This is a genomic window from Tunturiibacter lichenicola, from assembly GCF_051013355.1.
In the GTDB taxonomy this organism is placed as follows: domain Bacteria; phylum Acidobacteriota; class Terriglobia; order Terriglobales; family Acidobacteriaceae; genus Edaphobacter; species Edaphobacter lichenicola_F.
In genome coordinates this window covers 514,173-530,948 of sequence record NZ_CP132945.1, presented here as the reverse complement: position 1 = coordinate 530,948, position 16,776 = coordinate 514,173, and the positions used below count along the sequence as shown (strand labels likewise).

Annotated in this window: 11 protein-coding genes; 5 read left to right on the top strand and 6 right to left on the bottom strand. The window is 55.9% G+C overall.

Annotated features, from left to right (window positions below):
- The first annotated feature begins 171 nt into the window (after positions 1-171).
- Complete coding sequence (locus RBB82_RS24935; protein ID WP_433975824.1) at positions 172-1,701, top strand: sugar transferase; 1,530 nt, start codon at positions 172-174, stop codon at positions 1,699-1,701.
- A gap of 662 nt (positions 1,702-2,363) precedes the next feature.
- On the opposite strand, the gene RBB82_RS24930 is transcribed toward RBB82_RS24935, so the two are convergent.
- Positions 2,364-3,695 (bottom strand): oligosaccharide flippase family protein, encoded by a 1,332-nt coding sequence (locus RBB82_RS24930; RefSeq protein ID WP_433975823.1) that lies wholly within the window; start codon positions 3,693-3,695, stop codon positions 2,364-2,366.
- 186 nt (positions 3,696-3,881) lie between these two features.
- Here RBB82_RS24930 and RBB82_RS24925 point away from each other — a divergent pair, with 186 nt between their 5' ends.
- The 4 genes from RBB82_RS24925 to RBB82_RS24910 all read left to right on the top strand — a co-directional run bounded on the left by RBB82_RS24925 (position 3,882) and on the right by RBB82_RS24910 (position 11,151).
- Positions 3,882-7,559: a hypothetical protein gene (locus tag RBB82_RS24925; protein WP_433975822.1), complete on the top strand. Its 3,678-nt coding sequence runs from the start codon at positions 3,882-3,884 to the stop codon at positions 7,557-7,559.
- Between the two features lie 266 nt (positions 7,560-7,825).
- Complete coding sequence (locus RBB82_RS24920; RefSeq protein ID WP_433975821.1) at positions 7,826-8,644, top strand: hypothetical protein; 819 nt, start codon at positions 7,826-7,828, stop codon at positions 8,642-8,644.
- 91 nt (positions 8,645-8,735) lie between these two features.
- Positions 8,736-10,070 (top strand): acyltransferase family protein, encoded by a 1,335-nt coding sequence (locus tag RBB82_RS24915; protein ID WP_433975820.1) that lies wholly within the window; start codon positions 8,736-8,738, stop codon positions 10,068-10,070.
- An 802-nt stretch (positions 10,071-10,872) separates the two neighbouring features.
- Complete coding sequence (locus tag RBB82_RS24910; RefSeq protein ID WP_433975818.1) at positions 10,873-11,151, top strand: hypothetical protein; 279 nt, start codon at positions 10,873-10,875, stop codon at positions 11,149-11,151.
- Between the two features lie 127 nt (positions 11,152-11,278).
- Here RBB82_RS24910 and RBB82_RS24905 read toward each other — a convergent pair whose 3' ends face one another.
- The 5 genes from RBB82_RS24905 to RBB82_RS24885 form a co-directional block, all read right to left on the bottom strand.
- The gene (locus RBB82_RS24905) at positions 11,279-12,277 is read right to left on the bottom strand and encodes a polysaccharide biosynthesis/export family protein (protein WP_433975817.1); all 999 of its coding nucleotides are present in this window, start codon (positions 12,275-12,277) and stop codon (positions 11,279-11,281) included.
- Between the two features lie 13 nt (positions 12,278-12,290).
- Positions 12,291-14,474: a GumC family protein gene (locus tag RBB82_RS24900; protein WP_433975815.1), complete on the bottom strand. Its 2,184-nt coding sequence runs from the start codon at positions 14,472-14,474 to the stop codon at positions 12,291-12,293.
- A gap of 57 nt (positions 14,475-14,531) precedes the next feature.
- On the bottom strand, positions 14,532-14,825 hold the full coding sequence (locus RBB82_RS24895; RefSeq protein WP_433975814.1) for a hypothetical protein: 294 nt from the start codon (positions 14,823-14,825) through the stop codon (positions 14,532-14,534).
- 572 nt (positions 14,826-15,397) lie between these two features.
- Positions 15,398-15,520 carry a hypothetical protein gene (locus tag RBB82_RS24890; protein ID WP_433975813.1) on the bottom strand — a complete coding sequence of 41 codons (123 nt, stop codon included), beginning with the start codon at positions 15,518-15,520 and terminating at the stop codon, positions 15,398-15,400.
- Entirely contained in the window at positions 15,517-16,668 is a 1,152-nt protein-coding gene (locus RBB82_RS24885; RefSeq protein WP_433975812.1) for a glycosyltransferase family 4 protein, read from the bottom strand. The genes RBB82_RS24890 and RBB82_RS24885 overlap by 4 nt, the downstream gene beginning before the upstream one ends.
- Positions 16,669-16,776 lie beyond the last annotated feature (108 nt).

The following is a 16,776-nucleotide window of genomic DNA, read 5'->3' as shown; positions in this document are numbered from 1 at the left end:
AAAATCCTCGATCCTTGAACAAATAAATAGATTTATTCAAGTAGATATAGTCACTCCTTTCCTAGGGTCAGAAATTATTATCTATATTAACTCCGAATATGTTGGTTGACGCTCTGATTGCAATGAGTTTACATCGGAGATTCTGATGAAGTTCGACCTTTGGGGGTAGCGATGTCGTCAGATCCCTTTGTCGCTCCGACGCAGTATGTGCCGGAGCCACTTATTTCGAATCGCCTGAATGCCGCCGACCGCAATGGCTCTACAATCCTTAGGTCTCTACCGGTCCAGTCCATACCTTACATCGCAAAGGTATCGATTGATCTGATAACGATAGCAATTGTTGGACTAATCGGCCTGCACATCCAGACGTTAAGCGACCTTCAGATGGCGAATGGCTCCATCGCGCTTGCTGAAATAATTCGCTTTCATTCAATGCTCTACGCTGCCTATGTCACTTGGTTTGCGGCCTGTCTTATCTTCTTCATGCAGGCTGCAGGACTCTATGTTCACACGATGAACCACAGCGGCATGGATGAACAGCGCAGGACACTCCAAGCTACATTGACCGCTGGTCTCGTCCTCTGTGGCACCGCTTACCTGTCACACGGAGAGGTAATGTCACGTGAAGCCATAATAGTTTTCGTCGTGGGAGTCGCCTTGATGCTCTCGTTTAGAAGGGCATTATGGCGTCGCATGGCTTATCGTCGATGCCGCGAGGACATTGATACACGCAATATCCTCATAGTCGGAACTGGAGAGGTCGCTCAACAGTTGCGTACGCATTTGGAATCGCTAAGGCACCTGGGGTTTCGGTTCAAAGGATTTGTTTCGCTTTCGGAGGATGAAGCGAGGCACAACCATTCGGACCTCATCGGGGACGTCTGCGACTGCCTGTCGCTCGCAAAGGCGTATTTCGTAGATGAAATATTCATTTCCGTACCAGCTGAACGTGACCTTGTAATTGATCTGGTTCAGGGTGCACGAGACATGGGGATTGATATTCGCATTGTGCCGGACCTTTACAAAGGACTGGCACGGAATGTTCCCGTAGAATTCGTTGGGCAGATTCCGACTTTGCGGTTACATTGCAATGAACTGGATTTCAGTTCAGTACTTTTGAAACGTGCTCTTGATTTAAGTCTGTCTGCACTGGCGATGTTGATCCTGCTTCCATTATTTCTGGTGATCGCTCTGGCAATTCGTTTGGACTCGAGAGGACCCATTTTTTACCGCTCGGAACGTATCGGCCGAAAGGGTCGAACCTTCACGTTCTATAAATTTCGCACGATGGTTGAAAATGCGGACGCACTGAAAGCCACAGTGGCACACAAAAACGAACGCGATGCCATCCTGTTCAAGATCGCCGACGACCCGCGTGTCACCCGAGTAGGAGCTCTGTTGCGGAAGTACTCAATGGATGAGATGCCGCAATTCCTGAACGTCTTGTTCGGCGATATGAGTTTGGTGGGACCGCGTCCCCCCCTATCCGCCGAGGTGGAGAAATATGAGCTGTCTCATCTGCGACGGCTGGAGGTATTGCCGGGTATCACTGGTCTATGGCAGATTGAGGGTCGGCAAGACCCATCCTTCGAAAGCTATATTTCGCTGGATACAGCCTATGTTGAAAATTGGTCAATATGGCTCGATCTTAAAATTTTGTTGCGCACGGTGGATGTTGTAATTCAAGGTACGGGAACATGAAGCAGTGTTCTGATCCGATCCAAACTTATGGCGGCCACAATCCGCACATACCGACTGTTCACAACGAGGAGATTACAACCTCAACTTCCGTCCATCTGGATGCCGTTCGTGGACTGGCTGCTCTCGCCGACATGACGGTTCACCTGAAAGATTGTTCTTCAGTTCCATCTCAGATCCGCAGCAGGCAAGTCGGGACGGAGGCCAGGAAACCGCGTCCCACAAGTCCATATCCGTGAGCCCGGTAGCTCACTCACCACGTCCACTTCCTGGAGATGAACGGCGACAGCTATCGCCTCAAGCAGACCGGGAGAGGACGAAGAATAAATCAACGCCAATCCTTCCAAACTTAGTTATAAACGCTTGGTGATAGACAATCACAAGCAGCACGGCAACTGCTCGAATACCATCCAGCCGCGCAAGTCTTGTTCCAGGTTTTGAGGAGTCAGCAATGCGTATACTGCGTACTCCACCGGTATCACCGGGGCTTGAGCGCAGAGAGTTTGCTGAATTGTTCATAAAAGTGATTGGTTCTCTGGGTAAGTGATCGAACTTACATGGTTGTAGGATTTGAAGATAATAAAAAGCAGAGCCTCAATGACCTTGATTCTGGCTCCGCTGCGAAACCGTTGGGCACCATCCATTGCTGTGAACCTTGTGAAGGTCTAGAGTGTGGGTTCCGAAGGAAGCGCCTCCCTGGTGAAGAGCGCCTTGATTTCCGCCCAGGTGATCAGCAAACTTGGGGGTCTAACTCTTAGTCGGAGCGGGAAGTTTACCAGGATAAAAGTAAGCCGGATGGCAGTGGCTATAGTGAGCGCCCACGCAGCGCCCTCCACTCCCCACTTCGGGATCATCCAGAGGAGAAGCGGGATGGCCGAAAGGACTCCGCAGCCTTGCAGGAGAGTTGTGGTTCCTGGGTAACCTGCTGCAAGAAATGCCTGGGATAGAACCGCCGTTATCCCGTCCAGGATCGTTTCGATAATGAGGATATGAAAGATAGGCGCGGAGGAGTCGAACTTGCTTCCGTAGAACAGACGCAGGAGAAGGCCACCCACCAGAAAAAACGGGATGCCGGCTGCTAACAAGGCAAATAGGGTCATGCGTCCGGCCCTGCCGGCCATGGCTACAATCTTGATTTCTGAAAGACCGACTGCCTTCGACATGTTGACGGGGACGACCGCGTTGGGAATGAAATTCAACACGCCAGCAGCACTCTGAGCCACGACGTAGAAGCCCATCGCTTCGGGGGGAAGCATGCCGACCACCAGGATGCGGTCAACCTGATTGCCTATGACCCCGAGTAGATCGGCCCCCCATGCGCGGACGCCATAGCGCAGGATGGTGATGGCTGCGGCGTAGGACTCACGGTAGCGAGGGTGGAAGTATTTGTGAACCCAGTAGAGATTCCAGAACATGACCGGGCCGCCCGCCAGAAGGTACGCAATGGCGGCATAACCGATGGTAAGAGTACCGGTGAGCTTTTCAGCGAAAAGCACCACGACGATTGAGATGGGTGGCAGGAGACGGAAGAGGTTGTAGTAGCTGAAGGAGCCGGCGGATTGAACCTGGGCACCCAGCGTATTTCCCCACAGTGCGAGAGGCGCTACAAGAACCGCGATCTGTGCCATGTGAATGATGTGGGGAGAGTAGGTGTGGAGCGAGTGCGGAATGATGACCAAGCCGACCAGGATCGCCACGCAACCCAGCAGCAGACTCAGGATGGAGGCTGCAGCAGAGAGCGCGCTCGCCAGTTCGGGTCGGTGACGGATACTGTAAACCGTGGCGACGGGGACCCCCAAGGTGAGAGCAAAGGCCAGGAACTGCGGCCACATCGTGACCGCGGTGAGTTCACCTCTGCCCGCGGGACCTAGAGCGCGAGCCACAATGATCCCGGCAAGGAGGTTCGCTCCTTGAATTCCAATATTGGAAAGGGCCGTGAGGATGACCGCCAATTTGCCTGTTTTCGCCTGAAACATTCGCTGGAGCGAACTTCTCATCAATCTCCTAGGCGTACTAGGCCATGTCTCGATTGGGTTTTCTATATTCTAGCAGCGCCTAAGGTGCATCAAATGAATTGAGGAAGCTAAAGAGCCTGGCGATGGATGCGGCCAATATCTTGGTGATCGGTAACTGTGCAGAGACTCAGGCGTTGAATGTTTCGAATCTGGGGAATGCATTAATGCATGAGGCGACGCACGATGCTGAGCGGTAGCACCACAGGCAAGAGCTTTTCATGGAACACCCCGAAGCCTCCTCCCGCGTTGTTGCGCTCCTGCCATGATGCGGGACTGGACGCTGAAGGAAACGGCTCACTGTCCGCATCCTTGGTGGTGTGGGAGGCCTCGGCAAGTTTCTTAGGCACGATGACGCCGGTGCAGGCAGCAGATGTCAAGGATCGGCTGTGCCAGGGATCTCGCCTGCTGCTTACATTGGATAAGTTCGCCGGGTTGACACCGCTTCTTTTGGGCGATGTCCTGCCGACCACGGGTTGGGGAACACAGCTTCGATACCTTTCTTACCTTCCTGCGGAGCCGCTGGTGGTTGGCTCTGCGGATGCAACGATCTATTCCGCACGCAGCTTGGAGGACATGACTGTGCCTTATGCCTTCGACATTCGTCCGTCGCCGGCGGTTGAGCTGGGACAGTCGAAGTATGAGCGTTACGCGTTTGTGCATCCTCTGCTCAAGACTCCGATCGCGGCCCGCAGCTGGACATGGACCCGTTCTCTGTTGAATCGTGATTGGCGGATGCGGGTGAGGGGCAACGATATTGCGCAGCTGCCTCTAGTGGTGACGGGCAGGTACGGTGCTGGTCGAATCGCCGTGGTGGCGACCTCGCTGGCGGGAATTGAGGCGACGAGTCAAGCAGGGGTGTTCTGGGCTAGCCTACTGGAGTGGTTGGTCGCTGAAGATGCGCAGGCGCCGGACATCGCTTCCGCCATCAGCATGAAGATTTCGCTCAAGGGCAGCAAGGCACAGGTTCATCTTTCGAACGCAAGCTCAAGGCCTGCAGCTGTTGAAGTTGCTGCGCGCGTGACAACGGCGACCGGTGCCCTGCTGCCGTATGGGCAAAGCGAACTGCTGCAAACGGAGATGGTGCGGCCTCACCAAACTGCCTTGGTGGCGTTTCACCTCGGCGCGCAAGCGCTTCTGAGCGCAGGTCCTGTCCAGGACGCGGAGCCGCTGCGCGTGAGGATCGGAGTGGTCTCGCCTGGTGGCAAAACTTTATTGGGGGAGCAGACCGTCTTGTCTGACAACCGAAGCCCGCTTCGCCTTGTGCTGCGAACCGATAATATCGAGCGCTTGCAGTACCCTCACCACGCTCCGGGGCCGCATGGTGTTCCCGCCTTTCAGAACCGGATGGGCTTCTTTGTCGGAGCGTATGCTTATCTTCCGGGCCAGCTGATTACCGGCGAGGTCTATGTTCACAACGGTTCGATCAACGTGGCTCCGCGTGCCAGCATTCGCGATTTGACGAATCCAGGGAACGTATCGGTGATGGCGTTGAACGATGAGTCTGTGGTGATGCGAAAAGTACCATCAGACAACATCGAAGGGTATGGGATGTGGACCGGCGCGACCGGAAAGGAAAACGTACTGGAGTTTTCGCTGCCATTGGCCACGATCATTTCGGAGATACGAATTGCAGGCAATCCTGATACATATAACGGCGGGTTGGACCACAACCCCGGTGCGGTTGCCGTTGAGGTGGATGGCCATGAGGTCACCCGGCTCGGAAATATTGATGACGCGTTTGTGAGTGGCGTAGGGACAGTCCGAGTACCGTTCGCTCCTACCCTGGGGAAGGTCGTAACGGTGCGGTTCCCTTGGGTGGCGACGACGTGGAATCGACGACCGAGACAGCCCCCATGGTTAGGAGAGATTGTTGTTCTGGGCTGGACCGGGGAAGCCCCAGCCAGCCATAGCGGCTCGGTCAAGGTCACTCTGTTCGATGCGCTGAGCGGAGTGCGAACCGAGGTGGCGACGCTTCCCGCGCACGTGTCTCCTAACACAGTCGAGAGGATCTCATTCCAGCTCCGCCTGCCCGATACCAAGCGGACCTCATTCTACCGACTTGAGGCGGTATTCGGGGATGCGTCTGCGCATATGCCCGTTCTCAAGATATCTCCTTCAAGCATGCTGCTGCCTCTCGACGATCTACGACCGACTAACGCAGCGAACACGGCCATGCTTGTGAGTCGAGGATTTCGAGAGTTCTCACATGTTGGAACTGGCGTTGGCGATACCATCATGTCGTGGGGCCAGCCAGATGACCTGATTTGGAGCTACAGTAGGAATTTCAAAAGGATCAACATAAACTCGACGACAGAAGCCAATCGGCTCTACGTCACGGAAAGCGATCTGCGCCACTACATCACACCCTGGCGTGCGTTCCCGAATGGAGAGCTATTTCTGCCCGAAGCCGCCCACTTGCTGGTTGAGAACATGAAGAAATCGGCGAAATGGAATAATTCCGAAAAGGTGGTCGTTTTCTTCGCGGATGCTTGGGACACAGGTCCAGACCTGAGCACAATGCATGGCTGGCAAGACTTCGTCGAGTTCGATCTTTCGTTGAAGGCGGCGGGTGGAACGGGACTAACTTCCCGGACTCGAAAAGAGATTGCCAACGAGATCCATACGAAGCACGAAAACGAGTGGCAGGTTTGGCAGCTTCAACGCTATATGTTGAGTGTGCGAGCGCTTCGCAATGCGTTTGCTGCTGAGAATAAGACGCTTGCCCTTTCGGCGCAGGGCGTTCCGATGGTGGCAGGAGATTCTGGTTTAGAACTGGCGCGCACATACCAGGGGATGGCGGACGACTCGACTTGGAGCATGGTGGAGAACAGTTCAGTCCTGACGATGGGCCGCCAGTTTGCTTTGCTAGCCTTCAACCCTGTCTGGCAAATGACCACGCTGATTGCCTGGAGCTTCAACTCATCGCTGTTGAATGATTGGCAATGGCACTCGCCGGCTGGGACGCTCGAACCTTCCCGCCGACAGATGTATCATCGCGCGTGGCGTGCGACGGTGTGGCTGGATGGGCGATACAGCTCGGTGTACACCTATGGCTACTCGGGGAACGTCGGCCTTTCGTATTCGATGACGGAGCGTGATTACCAGGAGTGGTGGTATTTACAGGAGCGCCACAGCCTGATCTCGCCGGACGAACCATTGGGTGCGGGTCTCCTCATCAGTTCTCAAAAAGCGGCCGACCCGCGCCACCTTCGCTTCAACTGTGGCGATCCCTTGATCCTGGATGAGGCGCTGCTGGTCACGAAGGCCTTCCGGCTGCTGCATGAAGCAGGGATCAGCCTGCCGTTCGCGGCGAACATCCGTGCGCTGGAACATTGGAGCGGAGATGCACCGCTGATCGTGCTTAACCTGCAGGACTTCAGCGAAGACGAGGTGTTAACTCTGGCGGCGTGCCACTCGCGCGGGAGCCTGCTGCTGGCCTTCGCGGAATTGTCGACGCTGTCTGCGTCTATGCGGCGGTTGTTTTCGCAGACAGGAACTCTACTCATTGAGAGGGCGGCCGCTTCCCTGACACGAGCTGAGATTCAAAGCATGGCGGACAAGCTCATCCGTGCTCTACGAATTCCGATCAGCTTCCCGAGCGGCACTGCGGGATACGCGTTCCGATCACTGAATATCGTCTACATTGTGGTCGAAGACTGGTTGGAGAGTGAACGTGAAATTGACATTCGATTCACTAAATCGAAAGATATGAACGCCGCCTCGGCATGCGATGTGAACTATAGTGCCCCTCTGAAGGTAGAGGGCATCGGCCCACAATGGTCGATCCGGGTTCCGCTCCGATCAGGAGACGGTGTCCTAATCGCGCTTGCAGAGAGGGCCTCATGAATCGACGGGGTTTCCTTAAGACCTCCAGTTTCGCTGCTGGAATTCTCTGGAGTGGACTGGGGTCACTCTCGGCTGAGGATATCGCTCGCCTAGCGACCCGAAAACGAAGTTGTGTGGTGTGCATCGATTCCCGACTGAAAGCAGAGACCCGCGCCAGAATTGATCGGCTTTTGAGCATGAACCAGAGACAGCCGCTGTTGACAGCGTTCTTGGCGGGCTCTCCTCTGATGTCTCAATCGACTTCGGATGCACTCGCGGGAGATCCGATGCAATTGGCGTTGAACCACTTGCTCGTGGTTGGACTGGCGGACGATGCTCTAGTGCGAACGGTATGGCAGCGGGAAGCCTCGATCAAGGGCTCTTCGATCTACGCGTTCGGCTTTGGTAACCTGCAGGGCTCCATCGGCTACATTGAAAGCGACCGCAACCCGTTGCTCCATGTACCCTCGATCCCTACCATTCCTTACGAGAGCGAACTTGTAACCATCACGGGGACGGACGAGTTGGGCCTGGAACTGGGAGTCCGCGCTTTTTTGGAGAAGAACCTCACCAACGGGATCATCGCGGCTACGGGCTGGAAGCGCGGTACGGCCACGCTTCTGGACCGCGATCCTCTTCCCGCAGCATTCGACCTTCCGGAGGGATTGCCAACCACGCTGTCTAATCTACGGCTGGTAGGGGTCACACAGGCATCGGAGGACGAGTATCGCGGCGTTCTCGCGGATACAGGGTTAAGTCCAGAGTCAATATGGCGCGGCAAATACTACGCCGACGGTGTCTGGGATGGTGCAGGGATCAAGGCCAGCTTCTTCGATTATGCGGCAGGGCTGCACCGTCGCGCTTACGGAAACACAGTCTGGTACGCCACCTTTGAGAGCTCGCAAGCCGCCTCTTCGGTTGCGGGCAAGATCGCGGCGGCGGCCAAGCTCATGGCGCGCGGCGCCGGTTGGTCGGGCAATCTGCCACCGTTTGCCTCGGGCGACACAATATTGGGTGATGTTGCGATACCAGGCTCGCTCGAACTCGCATGTGCTGGATCGACGCTAGTGATGACGTCCCGGCTGGCGATTGCCAATACCCCGTAGGTCGATTGAGCGGATGAATTAGTGAATTAGTCCTGAGTGCTCGGTGTTTGGAAGCCAGATCCTCGGGGAACAGCCAGCCAGACGTGGCTGCGTGCCCAAGCTTGCGGGAACATCCGACAATTTTGAACGGGAGTGGCGTAACAACTCCCATGACCAGAAGGGCAAACGGAGAGAATCAATTTCCAACAATCTCTTAAGCGTGTGCATTGTTTATAGCCTCGCGTTTCAACTAAACACGCAATCTCATATATCGACCACGCCAACCTCCAATTACAATTTTGAGATGCCCGAGGCTCGTAATATTCCCGTCGAACTCAGCGGACATCGCTTTCTAGAATTTGATTCACTACGGGGCTTAGCTGCCGCAACAGTGGTGGTCGGTCATCTCATGTACTTGTATCGTCCGGTCACGCCCATAGCGCGTTGGCTATACCTGCTCCCATCGAACTTCCTGCTCGCTGGCGGCTCTGCGGTCATCCTATTTTTCACCCTAAGTGGATTTGTTCTCACCCTGCCGTACAAGCGGAGCAAACATGCCTCGTACCTAGCCTACCTGGTCAAACGCTTCTGTCGTTTGTACCTACCTTTCGCTGCCGCGCTTCTCCTCACAGTGTTCATCCGCGCTCACTCTCCGTCGCCTGTCGTTATCGGCCAGGATTGGCTGGACGGCACCTGGAATACTCCGGTTAGAGCCCATGACGTTTTTTATCAACTAACCGGCGTTGGTAATTTCAATCCATATCTCTTCAATGGTGTTTACTGGACGCTTGCCGTTGAGATGCGCATTTCATTAATAATGCCGGCTATCGCGTGGCTAGCCCTTCGAATGCGATTTTCTATAGGTCTCGCAGCCTCATTGCTGACGGCAGGGTTTTTGACATGGCTAGCTCCCCACGTGAGCCACAGATTAATTCCAGTCACACTGCGGTACGCCTGCCTATTTCTCAATGGTGCTCTGTTTGCAACGAACTTCGATTTGGTTGGCGCTTGGTGGCGGAATCGGTCAAGTGTCGTTCGGTCGAGCCTCACCATTGCAGCCGTGCTCGTCTTTGGGTACGCGTCGGAAGCTGTCCACACATACAGTTTGTTGCAGCAGGCACTTTCACTTGCTTCGATTGTGCTCATGCTCAATGCTTCCCAAAGCCGCGCCATTCGTCACTGGTTGCACCGGCCCGCGATTCTTCACGCGGGCGCTATCTCCTACAGTCTCTATCTCACTCATTTGATTGTGCTCCTTTGGATTGTCCATACATTTTGGGGAAGAATGCACGCGCTTTATGTGATACCAGGATTTATACTCGCATCATTCATATTGGCCGAGTTCTTCCACTACTCGGTCGAAAAACCCACGATCAAACTCGGCCGCTTTTTAGAGAGGCTAGTTCTGTTACGCTCTCTGGTGAAGCCGCCAAGCCTGGTCAGATAGCAGCTTGCGAGTGGTCCCATCCGTCAGATGCAGGCTGTACAGGCGCTGGGCATCGGGAATGAAGCGGTTTGTCAGGCTAACGCCGTCTTATATTGGCAAGGGTATATCCACCCGCCAAGACAAGAGCTTTTGCCGCTTGAATCGTCCCTTGTCCGCCTTTTCGCCGCGCGTTGGCGATCAGCTCTTCCACTAGATGCTGCACTGTTCTTTCCTGATCCCCATCATCACTTATGATGACCTGCGCCGGGAGAACTTTGCCACGAAAGCGGCCTGCAGGCAAAGACGTAAGTCGTCGGGTCTATGTCTTTTTATTTTGATCAGTCAACGCTTTAGCTCCGCGAGCAACTTCAGCGATAAGGTTGGTGAGCTCTGTTCAGGGTGCGCTGCTTCCAGATGCAACTGGGTCTCACTTCTCTGGAAACTTTATATGACAACCGGCAACCCGACAGGCCTTAGGTGCTGGCACCGTTTCCTTTGCACATGCAGGGGAACGATACTGTACCCAACTATGGTTACAGTATCCCTCCGAGGAGAATGATAAAGACCGAAGCGAACTATAAAAGCAAACTACAAAAGTCAGTGGCTTGAGCTCCTTCCGAGTAACTTAGTGAGGGTGCTCGAGCCACGGGACGCTGAGCTCCTTCTCCTAGAGCTCCCACCTGCGCCCTGTTTGGTTGCCGTACCTTTGAGAGCCCTCTGCTGATGGCTCAAGAGACCTGAGAAGAGAGGCGGGTTCGTTGTCGAGGAGGTACCAACCCAGGAAGAGTGAGGTGACGAGGCGAAATCCGAAGATCGTCCGAGGGTGAAGCCACTCGTCGGTCCAGAAAATCTGATCGGTGCGCGACTTGTTGTGTGGGCGCGACTGATGCTGGAGGTTGACGCAGCAAAGCCTGTTCCTTCATTGAGCAAGCGGGTCCGGAGACTGGGTGACGCCAGAAGCATTGAGATGGAGGCTCCGGACGGCAAGCTTCCAGACGGCAACTGGATGCTGGATCGGCTGAGTCTTCTGGTTGAGCTACTGCCACCACCCGACGTATTCGAGGTTGCAGACAGACTTGCCGAAACGTTGGGGCTCGGCTGATCCGCAAAAGCGGAAGTTGCGGCGAGTTGCGCGGGGCAAGCACGTCCCATAAAGAAGAGCGATGCCACTAGTAGGACGATCCCTGTCCACTTGAAAAGAGCTCTCATGTGCACTTCCCCTAAAGTTTCTAGTTGACGATCAATGCTGTCGTCACTGCGCTTGCAACGGCACTGGTGATTGCCGGTAGTGCGGCGTAACCAAAGTCCTTAAAGCCACTGCGCGGAATGACGAGCACGTCCCCCGCAGCGAGCACCGGGTCCACTTCTTGGCTCTTCATGATTTTATTCAAATTTACGTGGATGGTCTGCACTCCAGTTGGGCTCTGCCTGACGATGGATGCATGTCCCATGGCGGCGGTGCGGTTATATCCTTGTACGAGCGCCAGCGCGTTTATCACGGTAAGGCGCTGACCGACCTGCATATAGAAAGCCCCGCCGTGCACCACATCGCCGACGACATAGAAGAGGGGAGCCCTCGAGACGACCACCGTATCTCCCGGCTCCACGGTCGTCATCTTCTGCACGGCAGAGTAGTCGGAGCTGGTAACCGGCACAACCAAGGGATGGTCAGCGTCATTGAGGTGAGTGACCGTGATGGTTGAACCTTCACTGGTGAGTGCTCCTCCAGCGGAGGCCAGCGCGTCGTACAAGGAGTGGGGTCCAAGTAAGGTGTAAATTCCAGGGGAATGGACTTCCCCGAGGACGGTGACGCCCTCGGTGGCGTATTCCATAATGGATACCGTGACGCTGGGCTGCAGCATAATCTGGCTTTGCTGTAGGCGCGCCGCAATGGCGGCCGCAGCCGCGGTGACCTGCATCCCCTTCAGCTGAACCGACAAGCCGAAGGGCAGCGTGACTTGTCCGAGTTGATCGAGCCGGAACTTTCCGGAGAGTTCCGGGGTATCGAAGACTTCGACATCGACGAGATCTCCGGGCCCAATCAGGATGTTCTGCAGGGACGAAAATTGCGGGATGATCTGGATGGGCTGGTGCACGGGGGCGGCAGCGTCCGGGGAAGGCTGCAGTTGCGCCATTCCGACAAGAGGAAAGAGGAAGCAGCACAGGAGAGTGAGCCGGCGCGCGGGCGCGGGCGCGTTCTGTTGGAAGCTGAATGGGTTTATCCGCATAAAGATTCTCCGGCTAGTTGTAATAATCATACCCACCCTTTCCGTAGTATCCGGAATCGCTACCGAGATTAGAGATGTCATTGAGAAGCACGCCGGCGATGCGGGCATGGGCTCTCTGAAGCACAGCCTTGGCGCGGAGCAATGCTTTGAGGGGAGTCACTCCGGCGCGAGCGACGAGAATGACAGTGTCTGCCCAACTGGCCAGTGGAAGCGAATCGCTGACTGTGAGGATTGGCGCCGAGTCGAGGATCACGAAATCGAACTGGCTCTCCCACTCGGCGATGAGGGAATGAAACTTGGCCGAGCCGAGTGCTTCGGAAGGGAAGGTAAGGGTCTTTCCAGCGGGGACGAATTGAAGGTTGGGAAGGGAGGGGATAGGGGTCATGAAGTTGAGTTCGCCAATATCCCCGATGATGTACTCTCCGAGGCCGGCCTGGTTGGGAATCGAAAGATGGCGGTGGAGCGTCGGTCGCCGGAGATCGGCATCGATCAGAAGCACACGGCTGCCCCTTTGTGCCAGGACGACAGCGTAATTGGCGCTGGTGGAAGATTTGCCCTCGCCCGGTAGGGAACTGGTCACCAGGATCGACTTCGCCGGCCGGTCGATTGAGGAGAGCGAGACAGAGTTGCGCAAGGCCCGATAAGACTCTGCGGCGTGAGACTTGGGTTCGCGCAAGGTGACGAGCTCGGCAAGGGGTGCTTTCCCTGGCGGAGTTCCAGGAACATTAATGATAGCGGGAGAGGAGAGGTGAGGAACGCTGGCGAGGCTAACCAAACCCGAGCTTTGTTCGAGTTGTGAGACGCTTTGAATCTCATCCGCGACCGAGGCCATCAACAACGAAGCGCCGATGCCGGTGGCGAGCCCAAGCAGCAGACCAAGTGCGAGTACGACACCCTTTTTGGGCTCCACGGGATCGATCGCAGCGCGCGCCCGATCGACGATCATGGTGTTGACCGAGTTGAGGCCGGCATCGACGCTGGCCTGTTGCAGTTTGTATTGCAACGTGTCGTACAGGTCTCTGCTGGAGGTTCCTTCCGCAACCAGAACGGCGTAGTCGGCCTGGGTCCGGTTGAGGGCGAAGGCCTTTTCCGTTTCGACTCTAAATTGTTCGCGCAGCATGTCTTCCGCCTGTTTGGTGGCTTCGTAGTCTTCCCTTAGACGTCCAGAGGTGATCTTTACGTCATTGGCAATCTGCGAGCGAATCTGCGCCAACTGTTGCTTGATCTCTTCCAGAGGCGGATAGGCGGGTCCAAATTTGGCGGAAAGCTGGAGGTACTGGGTATAGAGATTTGCCTCGTTGGCCTCCAGCGACTGAAGGTGGGGGTCAGGCAAAAGTGACGCCAGAATGGCAGGATCTCCGGTAGCGGCGGCGCGCATCTGGGCCTCTTTCACGATCCGATCCCCTTCGGCGGTTGTCAGGTGGTCATTGAGCAATCGGAGGCGATCAATGATGGTGTTGTTGGAAGGATCCGTGCCCACGAGATTGTTCTTCTCCTGGAACGCCGCGAGTTTCTTCTGGGCGACTGCGGCGCGCTCACGGAGTTCATCCATCTGCCCGGAGAGCCAGGTTCTCACCTGAACCACGGAGTTGTAGCGGCTGTCGAAGTTCTGACGAGTGTAGGAAGCGATCACCTGATTGATGAGAAGAGCGGCAATCTGGCCGTTACCGTGGCGAAAGGTGAGACCGATAAGCTGGGTTCCCTCGACCTGCTTGGCACCGAGTGCGTGGCGAAAACCGCTAAGGAGATTTTCCTCCTGTCGGGACAACGGCTGCTCGGTTGGCGAAAAGTTCATCTGGCTCTTATCGAAACCAGCGTACGTCTTGAATTGCTCCGGAGTTAGGGCGTTGAGAGCAGCAAGAGCGACCTGGTCGCTTTTAAGCACAGCCGTCTCGGTAGCGATCTCATCACCAGAGCCACCGCCCGCGAGCGAGAGGAGATCACTGAGGCCGAGCGAGCCGGCGCGGCCGGGGTCGATCCTGATCGTGGCACTTGCTTCGTATACCGGCTTTTTGACCGTGATGTAGGCGAAAGAACAAAGCAGGCAGATGACCGTGCAAGTGACGATCAACCACTTATTACTGGACAGGGTACGAAAAATATCGGGAAGCGAAACGCCTGCACTCTCTTCTTGAGCGGCCGGGCTGTTCAGGTCCATCTGTTCCGCGAACTGACTATCACCGCTGGGTTGATTCATAAAGAGGCGTCCTAAGTTGAAAACTGCAGTTTGTGAAGCGGCCGAAGACGTTACCGTTTAGTCGCACACGGCTAATGCTGTTGTAATGATCTGGGCGAGACCGTTGCGAAGTTGGTTTGCGTCGAAGCGCTCTGCATTGTCCCTGCAGGCCCTTGGGAGATTGTGATCGAGTTGACTGAGGCAGAGGTTGATGGCATTGGTGAGAGAGTCTTTGACCTGCAAAGAAGAAGCGATCGGCGGGCTTCCCATGGGCGACTCTGCGTCCATCGTCTCCAAGGCAACACCCGTTCCGAGGGCGATACCCGGGGCGCGATGCCGCCTCGGTCTGGGCTCGATACAGACCGTCTCCAACTACAACAAGCTCTTGATTTGGCATTTCTCTGAAGGCCCGCACGATCAACTCCACGCGTTTGTAAGGAACTAACCGAGAAGCGAGGTTCTGCTTCTGCTCGACGAAGGGAAGATCGTCGATACTGACGGAAAGACAAAGCACATGACACCCGCTACGATAGTCGCAGATGGTGAAGAGATCAGCCGTAGGGTAGACCTGAAGCACTTGCTCAAGGACTCGCTCTCCGCCCCCCGGCTCCGTCAGCCAGTCATGCACGCTAACAACTCTCAGCAGGGTTCTCCTCCTAGCGTTAAGGCTGATTTTTTGAGGCTGCTACCTTCAAGCGGTGAGGAAGTATTGATGATCCCTAAAGAACGGATGCTCTGGTTTTTTGGACTCCCTTAACCATAGCATCACTAGTAACCTTTCGGGTTGCAATCTCTATTCCAGCTCGGGCCGGGCGGACCGCGAAAACAGGGTCGGCATGTAGTTGTGCGATTGCGGCCGCAAGCTCAGATACCGATCCGGGTGTCACTAGCAACCGTTTGTTGATCCTCGATTATCTCGACCACGCCCCCAGCATGTGTCGCGATCACCGGACGACGCGCCCGAAGGGCTCCGGCGAGGTCGAGGAGTGAACAACCGTGTCGACCATGCGCATGAGGGCAGGAATGTCGCGGCGATGACCGGATTGGTCAACGAATAGGATCTTCACGCCAGTCCCTGCGCGTAGACCTGTTTCACCCTCTCAGCGATGAGAGGCCAAGAGTAGTTGGTCACAGCGTAGCGTCGGCAGGCATCGCTGCTGGGCAGGGTTCGCACTCCGGTGAGAAAGTCGCCGATGGTCTCGGCCATGGTGGGAGTGGTCATGCCGTCGAAGACACACTCAGGCGCGAAGGGCCTGACCACCTCTGGCAAGCCGCCAACGGGTGTGACCAGCACGGGAGTGCCCGAGGCGAGGGATTCGAGAGTTATCATGCCGAAACCTTCGAGCGCCTGTGTGGGAACGACGGTGAGGTCAGCGGCGCGATAGGCGATGGGCAGGTCGGCGTCTTCAATGCGGCCAAGCTGGCGCACATTGTTCTGCAATCCAGCGACCTCGATACGCTCGCGTAGCTCCGCCATCAGAGGACCTGTTCCACCGAGCAGAACCAGGACCTCCGGGACACGCTTGCGGATTTCGAGAGTGGCTTCGACCAGGTTCTCAAGACCCATTCTGCGCACTTGTCTGCGCACTGCCAGGATGATGGGGCGATCGGTCGGCCAGCCGAGGCGTTCGCGCGCCTGGACGCGTGTGAGGGAGTCGTTGAAGACATGGAGATCAACACCTGCCGGAACCACGCGCACGATCTCCTCGGCGACGCCGTAGCGCCTGACCAGCTCTTCCTGGAAGGCGTGGGAGAGAACGATGATGCGGCGGGCGCGCTGATAGACGGTGCGCTCCATGAACGACTGCATCTTAAACGCGAGCGAGGATTGTCCTTCCACACCAGCCTCAGCTGCCCATGGACCCTGGAAGTGAACGACGGTCGGCGTGGACCGCAGATGGTCGGCGAAGGCAAAGGTATAGAGGGCAAAGTGAGAGACGATCATGTCGGGCTTCTGCTCACGCAAAATGCGCAGCGCGGCCTGGCGGCCATGATAAAGCCGTGAGGTCAAGGGCGCCTTGGCAAGAGCGAAGGAGGTGATGACACCGCCGGTGGCCTGGGCGACGCGCTCACTTCCTACGACGAGGCCCTGCACCTGGACGCCGATGTCCGGCAAATGCCTCAAAAGTTCGGAGTAGACGCGGTTCAAGCCGCCTTGACGCTCCCCAAACCAGTCATTGCCCATTTGAAGCGTTCGAAGCTGTGTGGTTGCCATAGGTTCCCCCAAGCGCGAGCGTATGGCACCTCTGTCGCTTGTCTTCAGTTGTAGGATCTCTATTTTTATATTCTACAACTGTAGTACTAGAGGTCTCGCAGATTAACA